The sequence below is a fragment of the Bradyrhizobium vignae genome, assembly GCF_900324035.1.
In the GTDB taxonomy this organism is placed as follows: Bacteria; Pseudomonadota; Alphaproteobacteria; order Rhizobiales; family Xanthobacteraceae; genus Bradyrhizobium; species Bradyrhizobium vignae.
Genome location: NZ_LS398110.1, coordinates 7,687,644 through 7,711,345, shown reverse-complemented (window position 1 = coordinate 7,711,345; position 23,702 = coordinate 7,687,644). Strand labels below are relative to the sequence as shown.

26 protein-coding genes, 1 tRNA gene and 1 pseudogene are annotated in these 23,702 nt (G+C 64.7%); 20 read left to right on the top strand and 8 right to left on the bottom strand.

The window, feature by feature from the left end; translation table 11 throughout:
- The 3 genes from BRAD3257_RS37100 to BRAD3257_RS37090 are packed head-to-tail and all read left to right on the top strand — an operon-like array spanning nt 1 to nt 2,391.
- Nucleotides 1-1,158, top strand: coding sequence for an alpha-D-ribose 1-methylphosphonate 5-triphosphate diphosphatase (locus BRAD3257_RS37100; protein WP_122405953.1), 1,158 nt, complete (start codon nt 1-3; stop codon nt 1,156-1,158).
- Nucleotides 1,155-1,751, top strand: coding sequence for a phosphonate metabolism protein/1,5-bisphosphokinase (PRPP-forming) PhnN (gene phnN, locus BRAD3257_RS37095; protein ID WP_122405952.1), 597 nt, complete (start codon nt 1,155-1,157; stop codon nt 1,749-1,751). The genes BRAD3257_RS37100 and phnN overlap by 4 nt, the downstream gene beginning before the upstream one ends.
- Before the next feature lie 28 nt (nt 1,752-1,779).
- Nucleotides 1,780-2,391: a pyridoxamine 5'-phosphate oxidase family protein gene (locus BRAD3257_RS37090; RefSeq protein ID WP_122405951.1), complete on the top strand. Its 612-nt coding sequence runs from the start codon at nt 1,780-1,782 to the stop codon at nt 2,389-2,391.
- A 186-nt stretch (nt 2,392-2,577) separates the two neighbouring features.
- On the opposite strand, the gene BRAD3257_RS37085 is transcribed toward BRAD3257_RS37090, so the two are convergent.
- Complete coding sequence (locus tag BRAD3257_RS37085; RefSeq protein WP_122406965.1) at nt 2,578-3,309, bottom strand: SDR family NAD(P)-dependent oxidoreductase; 732 nt, start codon at nt 3,307-3,309, stop codon at nt 2,578-2,580.
- A gap of 386 nt (nt 3,310-3,695) precedes the next feature.
- Between BRAD3257_RS37085 and BRAD3257_RS37080 the strand changes: the two genes are divergently transcribed.
- Both BRAD3257_RS37080 and BRAD3257_RS37075 read left to right on the top strand, forming a co-directional pair.
- Nucleotides 3,696-3,941 carry a hypothetical protein gene (locus BRAD3257_RS37080; protein ID WP_122406964.1) on the top strand — a complete coding sequence of 82 codons (246 nt, stop codon included), beginning with the start codon at nt 3,696-3,698 and terminating at the stop codon, nt 3,939-3,941.
- Nucleotides 3,938-4,885 (top strand): annotated as a pseudogene (locus tag BRAD3257_RS37075) (aliphatic sulfonate ABC transporter substrate-binding protein). Before BRAD3257_RS37080 ends, BRAD3257_RS37075 begins: the two are co-directional and overlap by 4 nt.
- Before the next feature lie 14 nt (nt 4,886-4,899).
- Here BRAD3257_RS37075 and BRAD3257_RS37070 read toward each other — a convergent pair.
- From BRAD3257_RS37070 to BRAD3257_RS37055, 4 genes are all read right to left on the bottom strand, one after another.
- Nucleotides 4,900-5,403: a DUF6496 domain-containing protein gene (locus tag BRAD3257_RS37070; RefSeq protein ID WP_122405950.1), complete on the bottom strand. Its 504-nt coding sequence runs from the start codon at nt 5,401-5,403 to the stop codon at nt 4,900-4,902.
- 68 nt (nt 5,404-5,471) lie between these two features.
- A complete protein-coding gene (locus BRAD3257_RS37065; protein ID WP_122405949.1) occupies nt 5,472-6,254 on the bottom strand; it encodes an alpha/beta fold hydrolase in 783 nt (260 codons plus the stop codon).
- Between the two features lie 4 nt (nt 6,255-6,258).
- Complete coding sequence (locus tag BRAD3257_RS37060; RefSeq protein WP_122405948.1) at nt 6,259-7,554, bottom strand: O-acetylhomoserine aminocarboxypropyltransferase; 1,296 nt, start codon at nt 7,552-7,554, stop codon at nt 6,259-6,261.
- Nucleotides 7,555-7,809: 255 nt separating this feature from the next.
- Nucleotides 7,810-8,610 (bottom strand): IclR family transcriptional regulator, encoded by an 801-nt coding sequence (locus BRAD3257_RS37055; RefSeq protein WP_162500485.1) that lies wholly within the window; start codon nt 8,608-8,610, stop codon nt 7,810-7,812.
- A 139-nt stretch (nt 8,611-8,749) separates the two neighbouring features.
- Between BRAD3257_RS37055 and BRAD3257_RS37050 the strand changes: the two genes are divergently transcribed.
- Genes BRAD3257_RS37050 through BRAD3257_RS37025 form a run of 6 tightly spaced genes read left to right on the top strand, consistent with a single transcriptional unit; the run spans nt 8,750 to nt 13,361 of the window.
- Nucleotides 8,750-9,715: a Bug family tripartite tricarboxylate transporter substrate binding protein gene (locus BRAD3257_RS37050; RefSeq protein WP_122405946.1), complete on the top strand. Its 966-nt coding sequence runs from the start codon at nt 8,750-8,752 to the stop codon at nt 9,713-9,715.
- A 3-nt stretch (nt 9,716-9,718) separates the two neighbouring features.
- Nucleotides 9,719-10,336, top strand: coding sequence for a flavin reductase family protein (locus BRAD3257_RS37045; protein ID WP_122405945.1), 618 nt, complete (start codon nt 9,719-9,721; stop codon nt 10,334-10,336).
- A gap of 51 nt (nt 10,337-10,387) precedes the next feature.
- A complete protein-coding gene (locus BRAD3257_RS37040; RefSeq protein ID WP_122405944.1) occupies nt 10,388-11,248 on the top strand; it encodes a fumarylacetoacetate hydrolase family protein in 861 nt (286 codons plus the stop codon).
- Between the two features lie 3 nt (nt 11,249-11,251).
- Entirely contained in the window at nt 11,252-12,055 is an 804-nt protein-coding gene (hpaH, locus tag BRAD3257_RS37035) for a 2-oxo-hept-4-ene-1,7-dioate hydratase (protein WP_122405943.1), read from the top strand.
- A 22-nt stretch (nt 12,056-12,077) separates the two neighbouring features.
- Nucleotides 12,078-12,473, top strand: coding sequence for a RidA family protein (locus tag BRAD3257_RS37030; RefSeq protein ID WP_122405942.1), 396 nt, complete (start codon nt 12,078-12,080; stop codon nt 12,471-12,473).
- Between the two features lie 12 nt (nt 12,474-12,485).
- Complete coding sequence (locus BRAD3257_RS37025) at nt 12,486-13,361, top strand: amidohydrolase family protein (RefSeq protein WP_122405941.1); 876 nt, start codon at nt 12,486-12,488, stop codon at nt 13,359-13,361.
- A 166-nt stretch (nt 13,362-13,527) separates the two neighbouring features.
- On the opposite strand, the gene BRAD3257_RS37020 is transcribed toward BRAD3257_RS37025, so the two are convergent.
- Nucleotides 13,528-14,535 carry an LLM class flavin-dependent oxidoreductase gene (locus BRAD3257_RS37020; RefSeq protein ID WP_122405940.1) on the bottom strand — a complete coding sequence of 336 codons (1,008 nt, stop codon included), beginning with the start codon at nt 14,533-14,535 and terminating at the stop codon, nt 13,528-13,530.
- 112 nt (nt 14,536-14,647) lie between these two features.
- On the opposite strand from BRAD3257_RS37020, the gene BRAD3257_RS37015 reads away from it, so the two are divergent.
- The 3 genes from BRAD3257_RS37015 to BRAD3257_RS37005 all read left to right on the top strand — a co-directional run bounded on the left by BRAD3257_RS37015 (nt 14,648) and on the right by BRAD3257_RS37005 (nt 17,429).
- A complete protein-coding gene (locus tag BRAD3257_RS37015) occupies nt 14,648-15,133 on the top strand; it encodes a Crp/Fnr family transcriptional regulator (RefSeq protein ID WP_122405939.1) in 486 nt (161 codons plus the stop codon).
- A gap of 579 nt (nt 15,134-15,712) precedes the next feature.
- Nucleotides 15,713-16,084: a transposase gene (locus tag BRAD3257_RS37010; RefSeq protein ID WP_145987098.1), complete on the top strand. Its 372-nt coding sequence runs from the start codon at nt 15,713-15,715 to the stop codon at nt 16,082-16,084.
- A gap of 382 nt (nt 16,085-16,466) precedes the next feature.
- Complete coding sequence (locus BRAD3257_RS37005; RefSeq protein ID WP_244607735.1) at nt 16,467-17,429, top strand: IS110 family RNA-guided transposase; 963 nt, start codon at nt 16,467-16,469, stop codon at nt 17,427-17,429.
- 287 nt (nt 17,430-17,716) lie between these two features.
- Here BRAD3257_RS37005 and BRAD3257_RS37000 read toward each other — a convergent pair whose 3' ends face one another.
- Nucleotides 17,717-18,067 (bottom strand): RidA family protein, encoded by a 351-nt coding sequence (locus BRAD3257_RS37000; RefSeq protein WP_122405937.1) that lies wholly within the window; start codon nt 18,065-18,067, stop codon nt 17,717-17,719.
- 60 nt (nt 18,068-18,127) lie between these two features.
- A tRNA-Thr gene (locus BRAD3257_RS36995) sits at nt 18,128-18,202 on the bottom strand.
- Nucleotides 18,203-18,515: 313 nt separating this feature from the next.
- Between BRAD3257_RS36995 and BRAD3257_RS36990 the strand changes: the two genes are divergently transcribed.
- The 6 genes from BRAD3257_RS36990 (at nt 18,516) to BRAD3257_RS36965 (ending at nt 23,679) form a co-directional block, all read left to right on the top strand.
- Nucleotides 18,516-18,707 carry a hypothetical protein gene (locus tag BRAD3257_RS36990; RefSeq protein ID WP_122405936.1) on the top strand — a complete coding sequence of 64 codons (192 nt, stop codon included), beginning with the start codon at nt 18,516-18,518 and terminating at the stop codon, nt 18,705-18,707.
- A gap of 24 nt (nt 18,708-18,731) precedes the next feature.
- Nucleotides 18,732-20,438, top strand: coding sequence for an FAD-dependent oxidoreductase (locus BRAD3257_RS36985; RefSeq protein ID WP_122405935.1), 1,707 nt, complete (start codon nt 18,732-18,734; stop codon nt 20,436-20,438).
- Nucleotides 20,439-20,644: 206 nt separating this feature from the next.
- The gene (locus BRAD3257_RS36980; RefSeq protein ID WP_122405934.1) at nt 20,645-20,953 is read left to right on the top strand and encodes an EthD family reductase; all 309 of its coding nucleotides are present in this window, start codon (nt 20,645-20,647) and stop codon (nt 20,951-20,953) included.
- A 299-nt stretch (nt 20,954-21,252) separates the two neighbouring features.
- Complete coding sequence (locus BRAD3257_RS36975; RefSeq protein ID WP_122405933.1) at nt 21,253-21,762, top strand: hypothetical protein; 510 nt, start codon at nt 21,253-21,255, stop codon at nt 21,760-21,762.
- Nucleotides 21,763-21,884: 122 nt separating this feature from the next.
- A complete protein-coding gene (locus tag BRAD3257_RS36970; RefSeq protein WP_122405932.1) occupies nt 21,885-22,709 on the top strand; it encodes an alpha/beta fold hydrolase in 825 nt (274 codons plus the stop codon).
- Nucleotides 22,710-23,235: 526 nt separating this feature from the next.
- Entirely contained in the window at nt 23,236-23,679 is a 444-nt protein-coding gene (locus tag BRAD3257_RS36965; protein ID WP_162500484.1) for a DUF2948 family protein, read from the top strand.
- Nucleotides 23,680-23,702: the final 23 nt, after the last annotated feature.

Below are 23,702 nucleotides of genomic sequence, written 5' to 3'. Positions count from 1 at the left end.
ATGAACGCCAAGCCGAAGGACACATTGATCGCCAACGCCAGGATCGTGCTGGCCGACCGGGTGATCGAGCAGGGCTGGCTGGCTCTTGCCGACGGACGCATTGCCGAGATCGGCGATGGGACTGCGCCCGCCGGCGCCGAGGATGCCGGCGGTGACCTGATCATGCCCGGCCTGATCGAGCTCCACACCGACCATCTCGAAGCCCATTACGTGCCGCGGCCGAAGGTGTTCTGGAATCCGGTCGCCGCGGTCATCTCCTATGACGGCCAGCTCGCGACGTCAGGCATCACCACCGTGTTCGATTCGCTCCGCGTCTGGCGCGAGGACGGCGCCGAGGAGGTCGATGGCCGCGCCGGCGTGCTTGCCGCCGCGATCACCACCGCGCGCGAGGCCAGCCTGCTGCGCGCCGACCACTTCCTGCATCTGCGCTGCGAAATCCCGATGCCGAGCGTGGTCGAGGAGGCCAGGGAGCTGATCGACCGTCCCGACGTCAAGCTGATGTCGCTGATGGACCACACGCCGGGCCAGCGCCAGTTCCGCGACGAGGTCAAGCTGCGTGACTATTATCGCGGCAAGGGCGGCGGCAAGACCGATGCCGAGCTCGACGAGCTGTTCGCAAAGCGCTTCGAATATCAGAAGAAATATGCAGCGGCCAACATGCGCGAGATCGTGGCGCTGGCGCATCAGTACAACATTCCGCTGGCGAGCCACGACGACACCACCGAGGAGAACGTCGCCGACGCCGTGCGGGATCGTGTTTCGGTTGCCGAATTCCCGACCACGCTGGAGGCGGCGCGCGGCCTGCATCAGGCCGGCATCGACATTCTGATGGGGGCGCCGAACGTCGTGCGCGGCGGCTCGCATTCCGGCAACATCGCCGCAGTCGATCTCGCCCGCGAAGGCCTGCTCGACATCCTGTCGTCGGACTACATTCCGTCCAGCCTTCTCATGGCCGCGCTGCAACTGCCCGAGCATGTGCCCGCGATCAGCCTGCCGGCCGCGGTTCGCACCGTGACAAAGGCGCCCGCCGAGGCGGTCGGCCTCACCGACCGCGGCGAGGTCGCGACCGGCAAGCGTGCCGATTTGATCCGCGTGCATGTCGCAGGGCACATTCCCGTTGTCCGCAGCGTCTGGCGCGAGGGAAGCCGGGTCGTATGAGCAAGATGGTCACCACGGCGCAGGGGGAGGCGGGTAAGATCGGCCCCGGCCGGCTCGTGCTCGTGGTCGGCCCCAGCGGCGCCGGCAAGGATACGCTGCTGCGCCTCGCGCAGGCGGCCTGCATCGACGATCCCGAAATCGTCTTCCCGCGCCGCGTCGTGACCCGTGCATCGTCGTCCGATGAAGACAATATCGCGATGAGCCCGGACGAGTTCCGCCGCGCGCGCGAGCAAGGCGACTTCGCCGTGCACTGGGAGGCGCATGGGCACGCCTACGCGCTGCCGCTCGAAATCAACGATGACATCCGCGCGGGCCGCGCGGTCGTCGTCAATGTCTCACGCACCGTGATCGCCGCGCTGCGCGAGGCCTATGCTAATGTCGTTGTGGTTGCGATCACGGCGCCGCCCGATGTGCTGGCGCAGCGGCTCGCGGCGCGCGCCCGGCAAAGCGACGGCGACATCACCGAGCGGCTGTCGCGCAGCGTCGATGGTTCGTCGGCGCAGGCCGATGTCACCATCCTCAATGCCGGCAGTGCGGACTATCACGGCCGCCAGCTCGTGCGCGTGATCAGGAATGAAGGCTGGCAAGATTAGTTGCTGGCAACAACAAGGAGAGAGTGGAATGACGGTGATCGAAACGGTCGAACAGCTGGAGGCCATCTACGGCGCCACCAATGACGCCTCGACCGTGAAAGTCGCCGACCACGTCACGCCGCTCTACCGCATCTTCATCGAGAAGGCACCGTTCGCCGCGCTCGCCACCATCGGGCCGGAGGGCATCGACTGCTCGCCGCGCGGCGACTTGCCCGGCTTCGTCCGCATTCACGATCCCAAGACGCTGATGCTGCCGGACCGCCGCGGCAACAACCGGGTCGATTCCCTGCGCAACATCGTGCGCGATCCCAGGGTGTCGCTGATGTTCCTGATCCCCGGCTCCGGCAATGCCGTCCGCGCCAATGGTCGCGCGCATCTGTCGATCGATCCGGACGTGCTGGCCTCGTTCAAGGTTGATGGCAAGGCGCCGCGCAGTGTCATGGTGATGAACGTGGAGGAAATCTACTTCCAGTGCGCCCGCGCCATCGTCCGCTCCGATCTCTGGAATCCCGACAAGCGCGTCGATCCCAAGACGCTGCCGACGCCGGGTCAGATTCTCGCCGAGATGAGTGACAACAAGGTCGGCGGCGCGGAGTACGACCGCATCTGGCCGGAGCGCGCTGCCGCGACGATGTGGTGAGCGTCCGCTCTCTCGTCTCCCTCGCCCCGTTCTTACGGGAGAGGGCGGGATGAGGGGCCTCTCTCCGCACGTGAGATCGCCGTGGGACCTGTATCCCTCACCCGGATTGCATCTTCGATGCAATCCGATCTCTCCCCGCAAGCACCCCGCAAGCGGGGAGAGGTGAAGCAAGCCCGTCGCTCCGCTTCAGTTAAACGCCATCCCGCCGCTCAGCGCGACGGTCTGCCCGGTCATGTAGGCATTGTCGACCAGCAGCATCACGGCTTTCGCAACTTCCTCCGACGTGCCGAAGCGGCCGAGCGGGATGCGGCTGACGAGGCCGGGTTGGCCGCTCATCATGTCGGTCTCGATCAGTGAGGGCGCCACCGCATTGACGGTGATGCCTTCCTTCACCAGTCGCGCCGCATAGCCTCGCGTCAGCCCCTCCATGCCGGCCTTGGACGCATTGTAATGCGGGCCGATCGCGCCGGCGCCGCGCGCCGCACCCGAGGAGATGTTGACGATACGGCCCCATTTCCGCGCGCGCATCGTCGGCAGCACCGCCTGCGTACACAGAAAGGCGGATTTCAGATTGACCAGGATGGTGCGGTCGAAATCGTCTTCGGTGAGATCGTCGACGCTGCGTGTGATGGCGATGCCGGCGTTGTTGACGAGGATGTCGATTGGACCAAGCCCGGCCGTGACGCGCTCGATCATGCGGGTCACGGCTTCGCGCTGCGAGACGTCGGCGGCGACGACGATGGCGCGGCCGCCCCGCTTGCCGATCTCGCTCGCCAGTTGCTCGGCCTGGCCGATTCTTTCGCGGCAGTTGATCGCCACCGCCGCGCCTGCTTCGGCCAGCGCACGGCAGACGGCCGCGCCAATTCCGCGCGAGCCTCCGGTCACGAGCGCCGTGCGCCCCTTCAGAGCATCCGCCATGCCTGGAACCTCCCAATCATCCGCTTGCCTTGCATCGATCGTATCATGCTTGCAGCTCACGCGCGTTGAACTCATCGCGAGATGAATCCGTCTGCCGGTGCTTGCGGCGGGAGAAACGCCCCAGCGCATGTGTCGCAAATATGGATAGCCATTTCATTGACCAATCGCGCCAACCGCTTGATATTCAGAGCGTCAAGACTGCTCCTCGAGCCCAAGACCATGACAACCGATCGCCAGCGCAATCAGAACGACATGCAAGCATGCATGACGCGGTGCTGCTTCTCGGTGGCAACGGGCGCCTGTTGTTGTTGCTGATCGTCTCCTGGCAACACCGCACACCGAAAGACGCAAAAGAGGAACGCCGAAATTCCGGCGAGCGAGCAGTCATGTCCCAAGCCCAATCCAACGCCTACATCATCGAAATCCACGACCGCGCTGCCGGTATCATCACGAGAGATGAGCGCGGCTTCCGCTTCTTCTCCTCCGAGCGCCTGTTCGACAGCCTCGAGGGCCGCCAGTTCCGCTCGGCGCGAGAGGCCGAGCGGGCCGCCCGTGCCGTGTTGTCCGAGCGTAGCCGTCGCGCGAGCTCGCAACCTTCGCCAACTGATCTCACCGAAAGGGCCGCATTATGATCACCCGACGAAACATCCTAGCAACGACGCTCCTGCTCGCGACCGCCTTGGCCGCGCGCGCCGAGGACAAGCCGGCGGAAATCCGCATCGGCACGCAGAAGGGCGGCTTCTTCCCGGCGGTGCGCCAGCGCCAGACGCTCGAAAACGCCTTCAAGCCGCTCGGCATCGAGATCAAGTGGGTCGATTTCCAGTTCGGTCCGCCGCTGCTGGAGGCCATCAATGTCGGCAGCGTCGATTTCGGCTATGTCGGCGACTCCCCGCCGATCTTCGCGCAGGCCGGCGGCGCCAAGATACGCTACGTCGCCGCGGTGAAATCGGACGGCAACACCCAGGCGATTATCGTGCCGAAGGATTCGCCGATTCACTCGCTCGCTGATCTCAGGGGCAAGCGTATCGCCTTCGGTAAGGGATCGAGCGCGCATAATCTCCTCGTTGCGGCGCTCGAAAAGGCCGGCCTGTCCTGGTCCGACATCACGCCGGCGCCGCTCGCGCCGGCCGATGCGACGGCCGCCTTCGTCAAGGGCTCGGTCGATGCCTGGTCGATCTGGGATCCGTATCTGGCGCTTGCCGAATTGAAGGAGAACGCGCGCGTCATCGCCTTCGACAAGGACGTGCACAGGCCGAATGCGTTCTACATCGCCAACACCGATTTCGTGGAGAAGTATCCGGCGCTGGTCGCGAAGCTCAACACGACCTTCGCGTCCGAAGGCGTCTAGGCCAACGAGCACCACGAGGACGTCGCCAAAGCGCAGGCGGACGCGACCGGCGTCGACATCGAGGCCGTCAGGCGTTTCGTGGATCGCTCCAACTTCCGCGTCGTGCCGCTGGATGCCGAAATTGTCGCAAGCCAGCAGGCCGTCGCTGATCGTTTCGCAAAGCTCGGCCTGATCCCGAAGCCGGTCACCATCTCCGACATCGTCTGGAAATGGACGCCGGGCTCCTGAACCGGCGCGCCTGATCAACTCCGGCGGCGCGCCCTGGTGCGTGCCGCCTTCTTGGCGGCGGCGGAGCGGACCTTCGATCCCTTGGTGTGGCTCGCTTTCCGCGCGGCAGCCGAGCGGGACGCTGCGGTTCGCCGGCTTGCAGCCTGCTTGGCCTGCTTCGACAGCGCGCCGCGCGATGCGGTCGACCGCGGCTCCTTCTTCAACACGCCTTCGACGGCACGTGACACGCGCGGGCGGCGTTTCGCGGTGCGCTTGCCCTGGCCGACCTCATAGGCATATTTGGCGCTGCGGCGTGTCGCCTTCTTGGTGCGCCCTTTGCGCGGCGGCGGCAGATCGACGCCGGCGCGACGCGCTTCGGACAGGCCGATCGCGATCGCCTGCTTGGTCGAGCGCGCTCCGTGCTTGCCCTTGCGAATTTTGTCGATCTCGTCCTTGACGAATTCGCCGGCCTGCGTGCTGGCCGACTTGCCGGCACGCTTGTCCCGCCTGGCTTTGCGAATGACTTCTTGTCTTGGCATGGTCGAGTTCCCCTTCGTGATTGGCAGGGATATCTGACGCAACGCGCAAGGGAGAAGATCGATCCGTTTTAGTTCCTCAGCGCAGCCAGCAACTCATCCGGCCGCTCGGCCATGATCATGTGGCCGGCGCCCTTCACCATGACGGTCTTTGCGTGCGGGATCGCGGCGGCGAGCGCCTTGCCGGCCTTGGCCGGTGTCATGATGTCCCGCTCGCCAAGAATGAGCGTCGTCGGCACCTTCACGGTTGCGGCAGCGGTCAGCGCATTGGCGTAGGCATTGCAGGCCGACAGATCCTTGAACAGGACACCCGGCTCGCAAGCCCTCAACACCGCCTGCGCACCGCCATGCATCCACAGGCCCGGCGCGAGGCTGCCGCCGAGCTCGGCCTTGAAGCCGAGGCCCCAGATCGAGACCATGTCGTTGGCATCCTGCGAGTTGGCTTCGGCGGCCTTCAAGAGATCCGGGCCGACCGTCATGGTCGCGGCGGTGCCGATCAGGCTGAGCGCGGAGACCTTGTCGGGATGCCGCGCGGCGGTCTCCAGCGAGATCAGCGAGCCCATGGAATGGCCGATCAGATGCGCCTTCGCGGCTCCCGCCGCTTCGAGCAGCGCCGCCGTCCAGTCGGCCATCTCCGCGATGCTGCCGAGCGAAGGTCCGGCCGAGCGGCCGTGGCCCGGGAGGTCCGGCGCGAGAACGGAGAAACCATGATGGGCGAACCAGCGCGTATGCAGCGCCCAGGTCGAATGATCGAAGCCGGCGCCATGGATGAAGACGACCGCTGGCAGGGACTTGTCGAAATCGCGGCCGCCGGTTGCGACGAATACCTCGGTGCCGTTGACGGAAAGCTTCATGGTGTCAGGCCTTTTGCGAGATGCGCAGCGCTTGGTTGAGGTCGTCGATGATGTCGCTTGCGGTCTCGATGCCGACCGAGAGGCGCACCAGCTCCTCGCCGATGCCGGCGGCCTTGAGCTGCTCGGCGTCCATCTGCTGATGCGTGGTCGAGGCGGGATGGATCACCAGCGTCTTGGCGTCGCCGACATTGGCGAGATGGCTGATCATGCGCAGCGATTCGATGAACTTGCGGCCTGCCGGCCGCCCGCCCTTGATGCCGAAGGACACGATCGAGCCGGCGCCGCGCGGCAGCAGCGTCTTGGCGAGCTGGTAGTCGGGGTGGTCCTCCAGTGACGGATGCAGCACCCAGTCGACGGCCTTGTTGGCCTTCAGTGCTTCCAGCACGAGATAAGTGTTCTGCATGTGGCGGTCCATCCGCAGCGGAAGCGTCTCGACGCCCTGCAGCAGCTGGAATGCGTTGGTCGGCGACAGGCAGGCGCCGAAATCGCGCAGGCCTTCCGTGCGGGCGCGCATGATGAAGGCGGCCGTGCCGAACTGCTCGTCGAAGACGATGCCGTGATAGCCGCCATAGGGCTCGGTCAGCACGCCGAACTTGCCCGATGCGCGCCAGTCGAACCGGCCGCCATCGACGATGGCGCCGCCGATCGCGATGCCGTGGCCGCCGATCCATTTGGTCGCCGAATGCATGACGATGTCGGCCCCTAACTCGATCGGCCGGCTGAGATAGGGCGTAGCGAAGGTGTTGTCGGTCAGCAGCGGGATCTTTGCCTCATGCGCGATCGCCGCTACCTTGGGCATGTCGAGCACCTCGAGGCCGGGATTGCCGATGGTCTCGCCGATCACGAGTTTCGTGTTCGGCCTGATCGCCGCGCGGAACGCGTCGAGATCGCGTGGTTTCACAAACGTCGTGGTGATGCCGAAGCGCGGCAGCGTGTGCGCGAGCAGGTTGATGGTGCCGCCATAGAGCGAGCTCGACGCCACGATGTGGTCGCCGGCACTCAGCAGCGTCGCGATGGCCAGGTGCATCGCCGCCTGACCGCTCGCGGTGCAGATCGCGCCGACGCCGCCTTCAAGCGCCGCGAGCCGCTCCTCCAGCACCCCGGTGGTGGGGTTCGAGATGCGGGTATAGATGTGGCCGGCGCGCTCCAGGTTGAACAGCGCCGCGGCGTGATCGGAATCCTGGAACACGTAGGACGTGGTCTGGTAGATCGGCACCGCACGGGCGCCGGTCACGGGATCCGGATGCTGGCCCGCATGCAGGCTCAGGGTCTCGAAGGCAGGCGGCTTTGGCGCGGGCATGCGTGGCCTCGTTGGTCGGTCAGCGATGGCGGGCGTTGTGCCATAAAACGACGCACGAAGTCAGCCATTGACAGCGCCGCATCGCCGGTGCGCTCCCTCGCCCGTTCTTACGGGGAGAGTGTTGGGGTGAGGGGCTCTTTCCGCGAAGACGGTGGCAGTTAGACTCGCGGAGACTCCCCCTCACCCGGAATTTGCTCCCGCAAGTTCCGGCCTCTCCCTGCAAGCGGGGAGAGGCGAACAGGTCCCGTCCGCGCTTCAGCCTCCGATCGCCTGCTCGATGATCCGCGCCTCCCGCAGCAATATCTCCGCGACCTCCTGCTCGCGGCGCGGGCCGAGCCTCGTCCGAACGGCGGAGACGGTCATCGCCGCGGCGGGCTGTCCGTCGGGAGTCTTGATCCATGTCGAGATCGATTTCGTCCCCTGCACCAGGCCGATCTCTCTCATGCCGTAGCCCAGCCGCCTGGCAGCGGTGACCTCGCCGAGCACCGTCGCGACGTCGGTCCGGTAGGGCTCGAACCGCTTCTCGTTCGCCGCGACGATCTTTCGCGCCTCCTGCGCCGGCATCGCGGCGAGGATGGCGACGCCGGCGCTGGAAACGCCGAGAGGCCGGCGCGCGCCGACCTCGATCGACAGCACCTGGATCGGATAAACGCCGATCCGGCGATCGACGCAGAGCGTGTCGTTCCCGGTGCGCACCGTCAGGAACAGCGTGTCGCCGATCTCGGCAGATGCGCGCTGCAGCGACGGATTTGCGGCGACCAAGAGCCGCGACGGCCGCGGTCGTGCCAGTGCCAGCTCCGGCACCTGGTTGCCGATCGCGTAGCGGCCGCTCCTGCCATGTCGCTCGACGATGCCTTCCTCGATCAGCACGTGGACGATGCGATGCACGGTCGGGCGGGTGAGGCCCGTCGCCCGGATCACCTCGGCCAGTGGCACACCTTCTTCGCGACCTGCGGCAAGGATGCGCAGCACCGCGAGCGCGCGCCGGATCGCCTGCGCGCCCTGTCGCGGTTCCACGGCGCTGCGGACGGATTTAGGTGATCGTCCTTTGTCCATATTATGGACAAGAACGCCACAATTCACTCGACAGGGCAAGCGCGCATTTGGAGATTGCGCTCCGATCGGAATGCCTTGTGAGCTGCTTGCACGACATCAAGGATTCGACGTGAGTTGGAAGCGCCGCCGGGAGGTCAACATGAGATCAATCTGGATTGCCATAGCTGCCGCCACCGCGATGCTGGCTGCGCCGGCGTCGGGCCAGCAATGGCCGGCGCGCAACGTCAAGCTGATCGTGCCTTATCCCGCCGGCGGCAATGTCGATAGCGCCGCACGCATCATCGCCGACAAGCTCCAGGAAAAGCTCGGCCAGCCCTTCGTCATCGAGAACAAGGCCGGTGCCGGCGGCATGATCGCGGGCGAAGCCTTCGCGAAATCGGCGCCCGATGGCTACACCCTCTTCGTCGGGGCCAACGGCCCGGTGCTGTTCGCGACCGAGATCAACAAGCGCGACGCCTATGACTGGAAGAAGGATTTTCTCCCGATCTCGACGATCTCGATGACGCCGCTGGTGCTCGAGGTGCATCCGTCGGTGCAGGCCAACACTTTCAAGGAATTCATCGACCTCGCCAAGCGCGAGCCGGGCAAGCTGACCATGGCCTCGCCGGGCCCCGGCACCACCAATCATCTGCTCAGCGAGCTGATGCAGTCCAGCCTCGATCTGCAATGGGTCACGGCGCACTACCGCGGCAACGCGCCCGCCATCAATGACCTCCTCGGCGGTCAGGTGCAATTCGCGTTCGACCAGCTCACGGTCAGCTTGCAGCACATCAAGGCCGGCCTGTTCCGCGCGCTAGCCGTCACCGGTCCGCATCGCCTGAAGTCGCTGCCTGATGTGCCGACCTTCGCCGAGCTCGGCTACAAGGACTTCGACGGCCAGACGTTTACCGGCCTGTTCGCGCCCGCAGGCACGCCGGCGCCGATCGTCGACAAGCTGCACGAAACGCTCGTCGCGATCCTCAAAGACCCTGCGGTGATCGACAAATTCGAAAAACTCGGCGGCGAAGCCACCGCGATGACGCCGACCGAGTTCAAGGCTTATCTCGAGCGCGAGGACGCCAAGTGGATTCCGGTGGTGCGCAAGGCCAATATCAGGGCGGATTGACCGATGCGGATCGACCCCACCGAGCTCGGCGCCGAGCGCATCTACCGGCTGATGACCGGCATCGTGGTGCCGCGCCCGATCGCGTGGGTCACGAGCCTGTCGCGCAGCGGCGTGCTCAATCTCGCGCCCTTCAGCGCCTTCACCTTTGTCTCGCAGAAGCCGCCGATGCTCGCCATCAGCGTCGGCCGCAAGGGCGCCGACTACAAGGACACCGCACACAACATCCTCGATACCGAGGAGTATGTGATTCATATCGCCGACACCCCGCTGATGTCGGCGGTGCACGACAGCTCCGTCGAGCATCCGCCTGAGATCAGCGAGGTCGAGCATCTCGGGCTCGAAACACTGCCTTGCGATCTCATCAAGGTACCGCGGCTTGCCGCCGCGCCGGTCGCGATGGAGTGTCGCTTCCGGCAATGCCTCGAATTCGGCGAGGCCAAGAGCCGGCTCATCGTCGGCGAGGTCGTGATGTTCCATTTGCGCGACGGTCTCGTGAACGACGGCAAGGTCGAGACCAAGGCGCTCGACCCGATCGCACGTATCGGCGGCCCGCGTTACGCCCGCCTCGGTGAGATCGTCACGCTCAACACCGTCTTCCAGACTCCCAAATCGAAGGACTGAGCGCGGGCCAGTCGTCGGCCAAGCTGCCTCAAGATCATTGGAGGAAATACAATGCGTCTCCTGAGCTATCTCCTGGACGGAGAGCTGCGCTACGGCGCGGCCGTGGAAGGCGGCGTGGTCGATCTGACCAACCGCATCGGTCGCGACTTCTCGGACGTGAAAGCGCTGATCGCAGCCGATGCGCTCGCGGATGCGCAGGAGGCGGTGGCCGGACAGAAGCCGGACTATGCGCTGGACGAGCTCGTCCTGTTGCCGCCGGTGCTGGCGCCGGAGAAGCTCTGGTGCATCGGCGTCAACTACGCCGAGCGCAATGCAGAATATAAAGACAATTCGGACCTGCCCAAATATCCCAGCTTGTTCGTGCGCAGCATGTCCTCGATGACCGGCTCCGAGCAGCCGATCGAGAAGCCGGGAGTCTCGGACCAGCTCGACTACGAAGGCGAGCTCGTCATCGTGATCGGGCAGGGCGGCCGTCACATCCCGCGCGAAAAGGCGTGGTCGCACATCTTCGGCATGACCTTGTGCAACGAGGGCACGGTCCGCGACTGGCTGCGCCACGGCAAGTTCAACGTCACGCAGGGCAAGAACTTTGACCGCTCCGGCAGCATCGGCCCGTGGATCGTCACGGCGGACGAGCTCGATCCGCGCGGGCCTCACGACATCGTCACGCGCGTCAACGGCGAGGTGCGGCAGCAGGACACCACCGAACGGCTGATGTTCCCGTTCGATTTCCTGATCTCCTATCTCTCCACCTTCGCCACGCTCAAGCCCGGCGACATGATCGTGACGGGCACGCCGACCGGCGCGGGCGCGCGCTTCGACCCGCCGCGCTGGCTCAAGATCGGCGACGTCGTCGAGGTCGAGTCCAGCCGCATCGGCGTGCTGCGCAACACCGTCGTCGCGGAGCAATAGAGCATGCTGGATAGCGCCACGATCGAACGCCTTGCCGCGCGGCTGGACGAGGCCGAGCGCAGCAAGACGCTGATCCCGATGTTCTCGAAGGACTATCCGGACTTCGGCATCGAGGACGCCTACGCCATCCAGCGCGCCTGGACAAAACTTCAGCTCGGCCGCGGCCGCGTCATCAAAGGGCACAAGATCGGCCTGACCTCGAAAGCCATGCAGAACGCGGTCGGCATCGCCGAGCCCGACTACGGCGTGCTGTTCGCCGACATGTTCTACGCCGACGCCACGCCCGTTCCGTTCGATCGTTTCCACGCGCCGCGCATCGAGGTCGAGCTCGCCTTCGTGCTGAAGGCGCCGCTGCGTGGTCCCGACTGCACCATCTTCGACGTGCTCAATGCCACCGACTACGTCACACCCGCGCTGGAAATTCTGGAGACGCGCATGCATCGCGTCGATCCCGAGACCGGCAAGACGCGAAAAGTCATGGACACGATCTCGGACAATGCCGCGAACGCCGCGCTGGTTCTCGGCGGCCGACCGATCCGCCCGATGGATGCGGATCTGCGCTGGATCGGCGCACTGCTGTTCCGCAACGGCGAGATCGAGGAGACCGGCCTTGCCGCCGGCGTGCTCAACCACCCCGCCAACGGCATCGCCTGGCTCGCCAACCGTCTCGCGCCGCATGACGAGCATCTCGCCGCCGGCGAGGTGGTGCTGGCGGGATCGTTCACGCGTCCGGTCGACATCCGCCGCGGCGACACGTTTCATGCCGATTACGGCGCCTTCGGCTCGGTGTCGTGCCAGTTCGTCTGAATCAACAACCAGGGAGCGCACCATGAATGGTCAAACGCGGCGCAAGAGCATCCACATTGGCGGCTTCAAGCACGTCAATCCGATTCCGAACGCCTGCCGCATCGGCAATCTCGTGATGTCGGGCGTCATCTTGGGGCGCGATCCCGCGACCAATGCGATGCCGGAAAGCCTCGAGGCGCAATGCGCCAACATGTTCGCGCATATGAAGGCGACGGTGGAGGCGGCCGGTGGCTCGACCTCCGACATCATCAAGATGACGGTGTGGCTGAAGGATCGCTCGCAGCGCGGCCCGGTCAATGTCGAATGGCTCAAGATGTTTCCGGACGAGCATTCGCGGCCCGCGCGCCACGCGCTGCCTATGGACAACATGGACGGCGGTGCGCTGGTGCAGTGCGACTTCACCGCCGTGCTCGATTGAGGAGTTTTGCGCATGCCGACCTATCTGCCGTTCGATCCCAATCCGCGCCGCCCGCTGAAGGCGCCGCCGCCGAAGACCATCGACAGCCAATTCCATGTGTTAGGTCCGATCGAAAAATACCCGGAGCGTCCCGGCGCCGCGTATCGGATGCCGACCGCGACCTGGGAAGCGGCGCTGCGCATGCACAAGGCGCTCGGCATCGAGCGCGGCATCATCGTGCAGACCACGACCTACGGCGCCGACCATGCCGTCGTGCTCGACGGCCTCGCGGCGATGGGTCCGAACTATCGAGGCTGCGCCAATGCGCTGGTGTTTGCGGAGGCGAGTGATTCCTATCTGGCCAAGCTCCACGCTTCAGGCGTGCGCGGCGCGCGCTTCAGCTTCCGCCAGGAGCTCGGCGCGGTGCTGTCTGATGCCGATTTCGCCCGCGCCATCGCGCGCATCCGCGAGCTCGGCTGGTACGTCAAGATCCAGCCGGAGAAGGACGGCATCATGTCCAGCGTCGACAAGTACGAGAACCTCGACGTGCCCGTGCTGATCGACCACATGGCGCGTCCCGATCCGGAAGCCGGCAAGAACGATCCGAATCTGCGCAAGATGCTGGAGCTGCTCCAGAAGGGCAATTTCTGGGTCATGCTGTCGCTCGGCGAGAAGACCTCGAAGACTGGGGCTCCCTACGACGACGTGATCCCGATCGCGCGCGCCTATATCGAGGCTGCGCCCGACCGCTGCGTCTGGGCCAGCGACTGGCCGCATCCGGTGTCGGTGAAGCAGCCGCCGAACGACGCCGACCTGTTGGAGCTGATGTACCGCTACGCAGCGGACCAGGCGGAGCTGGAGAAGATTCTGGTGCACAATCCGGCGAAGTTGTTCGGGTTTGCGGATTGAAGGGGGCTGGCTTCAAGGTGACTTGAGAGGGCTGGGCGCTGAAGCCTCGACAGCGTCATGGCCGGGCTTGTCCCGGCCATCCACGTGTTGGCTCGGGCACAAGGACATGGATGCCCGGGACAAGCCCGGGCATGACGATCTTTCGAGAAGGCTCGACGTGCTTCGCTCACCCCGCCGGCTGCGCCGCCAGCCGATCCCGCACCTCGGCTGCGATCTCGAACGAGCGCAGCCGCGCGGCGTGGTCGTAGATCTGCCCCGTCGTCATCAATTCGTCCGCGCCGGTCTCGGCGATCAGCGTCTTCAACCTCTCTTCCACCACATCGGGCGAGCCGACCGCCGAGCACGACAGTGCTTGCGCAACACCGGCCTTCTCGGCCGGCGACCACAGCGCGTCCATGTCGTCGACGGGCGGCGGCAGCGGCCCGGGCGTGCCGCGGCGCAGATTGATGAACTGCTGCTGCAACGATGAGAACATCCGCTGCGCCTCCGCCTCGGTGTCTGCCGCGAACACGTTGACGCCGATCATCGCATAGGGCTTGTCGAGCTGCGCCGATGGCTCGAACCGCGCGCGATATTCGCGCAGCGCCGGCATCATCATCTGCGGCGCGAAATGCGAGGCAAACGCAAAGGGCAGGCCGAGCATCGCCGCAAGCTGCGCGCCAAACGTGCTCGATCCCAGGATCCAGAGCGGCACCTTCGTCCCCATGCCGGGCACGGCGCGGATCGTCTGGCCGGGCTGCACGTCGCCGAGCAGCGCCTGCAACTCGAGCACGTCATGAGGAAAATTCTCGGACGTGGTGGCGAGATCGCGCCGCAGCGCTCTTGCCGTGAACTGGTCGGTGCCCGGCGCGCGGCCGAGGCCCAGATCAATCCGCCCCGGATAGAGCGATTCCAGCGTGCCGAACTGCTCGGCGATGACCAGCGGCGAATGGTTCGGCAGCATGATCCCGCCGGAGCCGACGCGGATCGTCTTGGTCCCGCCCGCGACATGCCCGATCACCACTGAGGTCGCCGCGCTCGCGATCCCCGTCATGTTGTGATGCTCGGCCAGCCAGAAGCGTCTGTAGCCCCATTTCTCGGCGTGCTGCGCGAGATCGAGCGAATTGCGAAACGCCTGGGCGGCATCGCCACCCCGGCGGATCGGTGCGAGGTCGAGGATGGAGAAGGGGATCATGTGGAGAACCGGTGAGGGGCGCGCGATGTGCGCCGGGGTTCACATATAGGAGCCGCGCATGGGAATGTTAGCGTAGCTTGTCGCAGATGATGATGAGGCGTAGCTTTGCGGGATGGCTGTCAGCGCTCCCGATCTGAAAGCGTTCCTGCTCGCCACGCCCTTCTTCGGCGGTCTCTCCGACGCAAGCCTCGACTTCCTGATGTCGATGCTCGTCGAGCGCCGCTTCGATGCCGGCGCGACTGTCGTTGTCGAAGGCGAGCCGGGACGTTCGATGTTCATCGTCCGATCCGGCCGGCTGGCCGTGAGCAAACGGGCGAATTCGGGAATCGTCATTCCGATCTCTGTTCTGGAGCCAGGCGATTTCTTCGGCGAGATGACGCTGATCGAGATGCAGAACCGCTCCGCTACGGTGGTCGCGGAGGCGACGACGGTGCTGTACGAACTCACGGCCCAGAAGCTTTACGCTTGCTACAAGGCCGACATCCATGCCTATGTGATCGTCCTGCAGAACATCAATCGCGAGCTTTGCCGGCGGCTGCGCCGGGCGGACGATCGTTTCGCGGCACTGTCGGTGGATGACGGCGATGATGGTGCGTAGGGACAGGGCAGTTGCGAAAGCATCATGTTTCGCCACTGAGCAAAGCCTCGATGGGGCTCAGCGATCACGACTTGTCGTGCGCGTATTTCTCCAGGACCAGCCGATTGTACTCGTCTCTCACGGCTCTCCGCGAGACATGCCCCTTCCGGTCTTTGGCGATTTTCAGAAGGTCAGGGTCGGTCGGTGCCCGTGATTTCCGCCTAAATCTCGCAAAGAGGGGGCTCGCAGGCTTCGACATCCTTCCAAACAGCCGGTCAAACCATCCCATGGTGTCCTCCCGGACAGGCCGCGAGCCAGAAGACTATCACCATGAAATTAGGTGTTCAACGCACAGTGTGACCGCACCTTTTCGAAGAGGCGGAACCGAAAGCCGATCGATCGCAACGCTTCTGACCCGTCGGGCAAAATACCCACCTCGCAACCAAACCCGTCAACCCCTTTCATAAAAATATTCCGATTTACAGAAATTCGGATTTGCTGCACTATTCCGCCATCCCGGTCCTCGAAGAGGGGCGATCGTACGTCGTAACGAACGTGGATCGGGGTGCGGTGGACGCGGCAGCGGGTGCGCCTCTGGCTATGCGTCTGGTCGCAGTCAAGAAGCCCGCCGGTGCAGTCGCGGCTTCGCGCCGTAAAGCCCGGCGCGACGCACAAGACGAAAACCGCGTCATCTCCAAAGAAACTCTGGAAGCCGCGGATTGGGTCATTCTGGTCACGTCGCTCGCGCGGGACGAGTTCTCCACCAAGGATGTACTCGCGCTCTATCGACTGCGATGGCGCATCGAACTTGGCTTCAAGCGACTGAAGAGTCTGATTGGTCTCAAGACGCCACCTGGAACCGATCCGCGCTCCGCCAAGCCCTACTTGCTGGCACACCTCTTGATCATCCTGCTGCTCGAGCCGCTTGCCCGCGACTTCGAGGACTCTCCCCGCTGGACGCAGGCCGCCTGACGGCACCTGGCGCTTGGCGTGTTTTGCAACAACTCGTTGCATCCTTGCTACAAGCGATCATTCCACAACCAACCATCCGTTGCTTTCGCCGCAGAAAGCGAGCGCTTGGGCGGCACCTGCGCGAGCCTCCTCGAATACGTCCGTATCAATCGATGCTCGCGCTACCTTAACGCCTATGCGGCCTTCCCTGCGCCCTTGTGTCCCCGAAATCTGCCAGAATGTGGCAACGGGCGGTTGGATCAGAACCGCCCGTTGCCGGAACTGAGCCCGTTGCGCCCAAAGGCGACAGAGCCTGCTAAAGAGCAAGGGACAGCTCCGGTGTCTTCCTGAACCCGAACAGTTGCAAGGGCTGCGAGCCCGTACCAGGCAAGGAAGGGAGTGGATGATGACACAAGACGATCTGGTTGTCGTCGGCATCGATGTCGCTAAAGACAAGATTGATGCGTGCATTCGGACCGTAACGGAGCGGAAGACTTGCCCAACAACCGCGGCGGGGCGACGGAGCTTGATTGCATGGCTTCGCAAGCATCAGGTCGGCAAGGCAGTGATGGAGGCAAGCGGCGGCTACGAGCGGGTATGGGCCAAGGCGTTGCGCCAAGCAGGGCTGGAAGTACGGATCGTCGATCCCAAACGGGTTCGCCACTTTGCGGAATCGGCGGGACGCCTTGCGAAAAATGACAAGATCGACGCGGAGATGATCTCCTGGTTCGCCGAGACATTCGGCGAGGCTCCCAGCCAAGTCGACAATCCCGCTCACGAGGAGATGAAGGCACTGGTGAAGGGACGCCAAGGCCTGCTTGACGTCAGGGCTCGCCTGGAAATGCAGAAGGAGCATGAGGCGCCGGCCCTTGTTCAGAAGGCTCGCGCGCGTCTTCTTAAGAAGCTGGCTGACGAAATCGCCGCGCTCGAGACCGCGATCGCGGCGACGATCAAGACAACGCCGGACTTTGCCAAACGCGCCGAGATCATCCAGAGCGTACCAGGCTTTGCTGAGGGGACCGCAATGGCGCTGCTTGGAGGACTACCGGAGCTGGGGCAGGTGAGCGACGAAGTTGCCGCCGCGTTGATGGGCGTTGCTCCTTATGACGATGATAGCGGCAAACGTCGAGGTGAACGCTGCATCAAGGGTGGCCGCCGCTGGGTGCGAAATGCCCTCTACATGCCCTGTGTCGGTGCCGCAACGCTGAACAATCCGGTGTTCAAGGCCTTCTACGAACGGCTGATTGCCAAGGGCAAGCCGCCAAAGGTCGCGATCGTCGCCTGCATGCGCAAGCTGATCATCATCCTCAACACCATGATCGCGCGCGGCGAGACGTGGGATCCGAAGAAATACAGGGTGGCCTGACGAGCGCGCCTATCTCGCGCTCGGACCTCGGCCGAGCGCATGCAAAGCCAACAGACCGGTGAGCGGACGGGGTCAAGGCCGTCAGCCGCCGCAGGCGGGGGCGCGCCAGCGCCAGCCTTGAGGCCGGCCGATCGCCGGGCTACTTCGCCACAGTTGCTCTCCACAGAAGAGGGACAAGGAAACGAGCAAAACTCGGGCGTTTCGGGCCGCGAGAATGCTGCGGCGTGTGTGGAGCACTGGTGCTGGCGAAACGACCGAGCTTTCTGGCCTTGCCGGTTGCTTGTCTATCAGCGGCGGGCGGCGATCGCCGTCAGCTCCAGCCTGACGCCTGGACCGAGATCCGCAACGCCAATGGCGGCACGCGCCGGCAGATGGTCCGCGGCGAAATAGCGCTTCCACACCTGGTTGAACGCCGCCTTGTCGGCGAGATCAGTCAAAAAGATCGTCACCTGCAGAACGCAGGAGAGATCGGAGCCGGCCCCCTCGAGCAGGGTCTTCAACTGGCGCAGCACATCGTCGGCCTGTCCTGCCATGTCGAGCCCCGCATCCTCGGGAACGATGCCGCCGAGATAGAGCACGCCATTATGCTCGACGATCTCGTGGAGCAGTCCTTCGTAGGGCAGGGAACGTTTGATCACGATCGCGTCTTCGGTCTGTTGCGGGCACGCTGGCCAGGCGGAGGGCTCGCTTGGGAGAGCTGGTGCTGCCAGACAGGATTGAACTGTCGACCTCTCCATTACCAATGGAGTGCTCTACCACTGAGCTACGGCAGCATGTGCTGGGATCAGATCGGCCGCCACGGGGGCCTACCAAGCGGGCCGATATCTGCCACAAGCCCCCCTCCTGTGCAAGCTTGCAAGCCCCGTCAAAACGAGAAAATCGGGTCGATATCGGGGTCAAAATGCCCGTTTTCGCTCGAAACGCGCGACTTTCCGCCAATTCGGGGACAATGCCCCCGCCAACTGGCCAGTTGGAGCAAGGCCCGGATTTGATCCATTTCGCGTTTCGCACGATCGGATCGCGTCGGCCTCTTGAGCTGCCATACTTCGGTGGCATCCTGCCGCTGATCCCGTGAATGGACCTTTGATGACCGACCAGAACGACAAGAGCGCGAGCCAGGCGAGAGCGTCTCGCGACGACCGCCTGAAATCCGCGCTGCGCGAGAACCTGAAGCGGCGGAAGGCGCAGGCGCGCGAACGCGCCGCAATCACCGACCCCTCGCAGAACGACGATCGTTCCCTAGATGAGGGGGCCGCCGGCAACAAGGCCGGCCGCTAGAATTTTGGAGTGCATGCAGTGGCGATGGGGCACGACCAACCGCAACGAACCGACCGTGACGCGCAGATGTTGCGGTTCACGCGCCCCGAGCAGACCTTTCCGGCGCTGACACCCGCCGAGATCGCGCGGATCAGGCACTTCGGCGAAATCCGCACCTACGCGGATGGCGAGTTGCTGTTCGAGACCGGCAAGCCCGGGCGCGGCATGTTCGTCGTCCTGAAGGGCCATGTCGCCATCACCCAGCGCGACGGGCTCGGTCACGTCACCCCGGTGATCGACCAGGGGCCGGGGCAATTCCTGGCCGAGCTCAGCCAGCTCTCCGGCCGGCCGGCGCTGGTCGACGGCCGGGCCGAGGGCGACGTCGAGACGCTGCTGCTGCCGCCGGACCGGCTGCGCGCGCTGCTGGTCGCCGAGGCCGAGCTCGGCGAGCGTATCATGCGGGCGCTGATCCTGCGCCGGGTCAATCTGATCCAGGGCGGCGTCGGCGGCCCGGTGCTGATCGGACCGTCGAACTCCGCCGGCGTGGTGCGCCTGCAGGGCTTTCTCACCCGCAACGGCCAGCCGCATCATCTGCTCGATCCCGATCGCGATCGCGACGCCGCCGAATTGATCGCGCGCTATTCGCCCAAGGCCGAAGACTGGCCGCTGGTCGTCACCGCTGACGGTGCGGTGCTGCGCAATCCCAATGAGACCGAGCTTGCACGTGCCATCGGCATGATCGGCGGCGCGAAAGGCGACCGCATCTACGACGTTGCGGTCGTGGGCTGCGGACCCGCCGGGCTCGCCACCGCCGTGTATGCGGCGTCCGAAGGACTGTCCGTCGCCGTGCTCGACACCCGCGCCTTCGGCGGCCAGGCCGGTGCCAGCGCGCGCATCGAGAACTACCTGGGCTTTCCGACCGGCATTTCCGGCCAGGCGCTGACCGCGCGCGCCTTCACCCAGGCGCAAAAGTTCGGCGCCGACATCATGATTCCGGTCACGGTGAAGTCGCTCGACTGCACGCGCAAGGATGGCGTATTTTCGGTGGCGCTCGAAGGCGCCGATCCCTTGCGTTCGCGCGCGGTGGTGGTCGCGAGCGGCGCGCGCTATCGCCGGCCCGACATCGCGAATCTCGATAAGTTCGAAGGGCGCGGCGTCTGGTACTGGGCCTCGCCGGTCGAGGCGCGGCTCTGCGCCGGCGAGGAGGTGGCGCTCGTCGGTGCCGGCAATTCGGCCGGACAGGCCGCGGTGTTCCTGTCGGGCCACGCGAAAAAAGTGCTGATGATCATCCGCGGCGGAGGCCTCGGGGCCAGCATGTCGCGCTATCTCATCGAGCGCATCGAAGCGACGCCGAACATCGAATTGATGTTCAACACCGAGATCACGGCGCTCGAAGGCGACGAGGCCTCGCTGCTGCGGCGCATCCGCTGGAAGAGCCGGCTGTCCGACGCCGAGGATTCCGCCGACATCCGCAATCTCTTCCTGTTCGTCGGCGCTGATCCGGCCACCTCGTGGCTTGACGGCTGCGGCGTCACGCTCGATCGCGGCGGCTTCGTCGTGACAGGCGCGCAGTCCGAGCAGAACCAGGGCAAGCTGGTGGCGCCGCTGGAAACCTCCGTGCCCGGCGTCTACGCCGTCGGCGACGTCCGCTCCGGCTCGGTCAAGCGCGTGGGCGGCGCCATCGGCGAAGGGGCGCAGGTCGTAGCCTCCCTGCACGGCTATCTCGGCGACGCCGCAAAACCGGCGCTTTAGTCAAGCAGAAGGCAAGCGCATGGCAAGCCGAATCCGGCTTGCCATCGAGCCGCGCGATGCGTGACTATCCCTCATCCTGAGGAGCGCGCTTGCGCGCGTCTCGAGGGAAGGCCCGGATGCATCTGGGCCTGCATGGTTCGAGACGCCTGCTTCGCACGCTCGTCACCATGAGGAATTACGACAACAAGTTTCAACGGGAGAACTAAATGGCTGAAATCGTCGTGCTGTACAAAACACCAAAGGATACTGACGCCTTCGACAAGTATTATGCCGAAACGCACATCCCGCTCGCGAAGAAACTTCCCGGCCTGAAGAAATACGCCGTCAGCAAGGGGCCGGTTGCATCTCCCGCAGGTCCTTCCGGAATCCATCTCGTCGCCATCCTCACCTTCGACAGCGTGGCCGACATCCAGGCGGCATTCGCCAGTCCGGAAGGCAAGGCGACCGGCGCCGACGTGCCGAAATTCGCCAGCGGCGGTGCCGACATGCTGATCTTCGACACCAAGGACGTGTGAGGGATCGATTCAACCTTCGTCGAAAGCCTGAATGCCCGTAGATCCCGGATGGAGCGCAGCGTAATCCGGGGCAGCTATTGCATGTGGCACGTTTCCCGGAGTTCGCTTCGCTCCATCGGGCTACAAACTAACAACTGCCGTCGTGCGCGACGGCGCTGCAAGAAATTCAGCCATGCGTTTGTCGATTCGCACGATGACGCGTGGCTGCACCTCTGTATGTGGCGACAACGCAGGTGGCAATTCCATGAGGGCCGTAATACTACTCTCATCATCTCAATGCGGAGAGTAGGAGAGATGTCATGGTCCTTGGGTTGAGCCTGCCTGCCGTCACGCTGGTCCATGTCATCATCAGCCTGATCGCGATCGCCGCCGGCCTGGTCGTGATGTTCGGTCTGCTCGGCTCGAAGCCGATGCGAGGCCTCACCGCGATCTTCCTGCTGTTCACCATCCTCACCAGCGCCACCGGATTCCTATTCCCGTCCAGGGAGCTGCTGCCCTCGCACATCATCGGCATCATCTCGCTGGTGCTGCTCGCGATCGCCTGCGTCGCGCTCTACGGCATGAGGCTCGCCGGCGTCTGGCGTCCGGTCTACATCGTGACCGCGATGATCTCGCTGTATTTCAACGTCTTCGTGCTGGTGATCCAGTCGTTCCTGAAGGTGCCGGCGCTTGCCGCGCTCGCGCCCGCCGTACCGCCGGCGCCGCCATCGGGGCCGGTATTCGCCGTCGTGCAGGGTATCGTGCTGGTGTTTTTCGTGGTGCTGACGATCGGCGCCTGGCGCCGCTTCAGGCCGATGGCGTTTGCCTGATCACACGATTCTCGACGTTCCCAGTTGATGCGGGCATCGCATTCGGAACGTCGCATAACCACCTGCAGATCGTCGGCGCGTGCCTGTTCGCGCGCACCAATTTCACCGAAAGAGAGTAATCCATGCCCACCATCACCACCAAAGACGGCGTCGAGATCTTCTACAAGGACTGGGGCGCGGGCCAGCCGATCGTGTTCAGCCATGGCTGGCCGCTCTCTTCGGACGACTGGGACGCGCAGATGCTGTACTTCGTCACGCGCGGCTATCGCGTCATCGCCCATGATCGCCGCGGCCACGGCCGCTCGGCGCAGGTCGCCGACGGCCACGACATGGATCATTATGCCGACGATCTCGCCGCGCTGACCGCGCATCTCGACCTCAAGAATGCCATTCATGTCGGGCATTCCACCGGCGGCGGCGAAGTCGTGCACTACATCGCCCGTCATGGGGAAAGCCGGGTGGCGAAAGCGGCGATCCTCTCGGCGGTACCGCCGCTGATGGTGCAGACGGCGGCCAATCCCGGCGGGCTCCCGAAGAGCGTGTTCGACGATCTCCAGAAGCAGCTCGCCGCCAGTCGCACGCAATTCTATCGCGACCTCCCCGCCGGCCCGTTCTACGGCTACAACCGCCCCGGCGCAAAACCGTCGGAAGCGGTGATCCAGAACTGGTGGCGCCAGGGCATGATGGGCGGTGCGAAAGCGCACTACGACGGCATCGTTGCGTTCTCGCAAACCGATTTCACCGAGGACCTGAAGAAGATCAACGTGCCTGTGCTGGTAATGCACGGCGACGACGATCAGATCGTGCCCTATGCCGACTCGGCGCCGCTCTCGGCCAAGCTGCTCAAGAAGGGCATTCTGAAAACGTATAAGGGATTCCCTCACGGCATGCCGACAACGCACGCCGAAACGATCAACGCGGATCTCCTTGCGTTTTTCAAGGACTGAGGCTCTTGCCCTGGAGGGCAGGGTCGATCGCGCGAAGCGCGAGCGGGGTGAAGCGATCTCTCCGATCGGGCCCTGCTCAATGCGGAGAGACCCGTCACCCCACCCCGTCTCATATTCCGCAGCGCTCCAGGTGAGACGACAAGATCCCCTCGTCAACAATGAAGGCTTGCTGGCGCGGCTGTTGCCGCAGCCTCGCCGCCGGCTGGGCCCGGTGAACCTTGCCGGCTATCCCGGCGGACCAACCTCATTGCGAACGGCCCTGGCGTCAATAAATCCATTGGGTCGGCCGATTGTCGCAGCCGTTGACAGCCGACGGCGAAAGGTCGGTGCTACGCCGGATTTCCCCCGCGGCTCGTGACCTCGACCGAGCAGATTCGGCCGCGCCATGATCCGCGTTGCCCGGAGGGTATCCGCGCAGGATGCTGGAGATGACGGATATCAATAGCCTCTGACCTGCTAGTTTGTACGGAAATTTCGCGGCCCGCGCGCGTTGAGTCCCGTCCGCTCCAAAGGAGAAGTGTCGGCGATGTCGCCCCAGCTGAAACTGATTGCGCTCGACGCCGACGATCTCGCGGTGATCTCCACCCATGTCCAGGACGCCCGAGTCCAGACGTCCGACATCATCTGGCGGCAGAGCGAGAAGCGGCTTGTGGTCGGCATGAGCCGGCTGGACTGGGAGCAGACATTGGAGGGCGAGGCCGAGCCGCGCCGGCTGGTCGCCGCGCTCCGTTTCGACCGTGTGCTCGCCTGCAAGTCGCGCAACATCGACCTCGCTGTGCCGGAAAAGGTGCTGGACCTGATCGGCATTGAATTTCATCCCCAGGATGGGCGGCACGAGGAGCCTGGCGGCAGTGCCCTGCTTTTGTTCGCCCAGGGCGGCGCCATCCGCCTGGACGTCGAGTGCCTGGAATGCGAGCTGACCGACCTCGGGGCGGACGAGTTGGGAGTGGGAATTGAGGGGGAGGGGTGACGTGGCCGGTATACCAGCCAAAC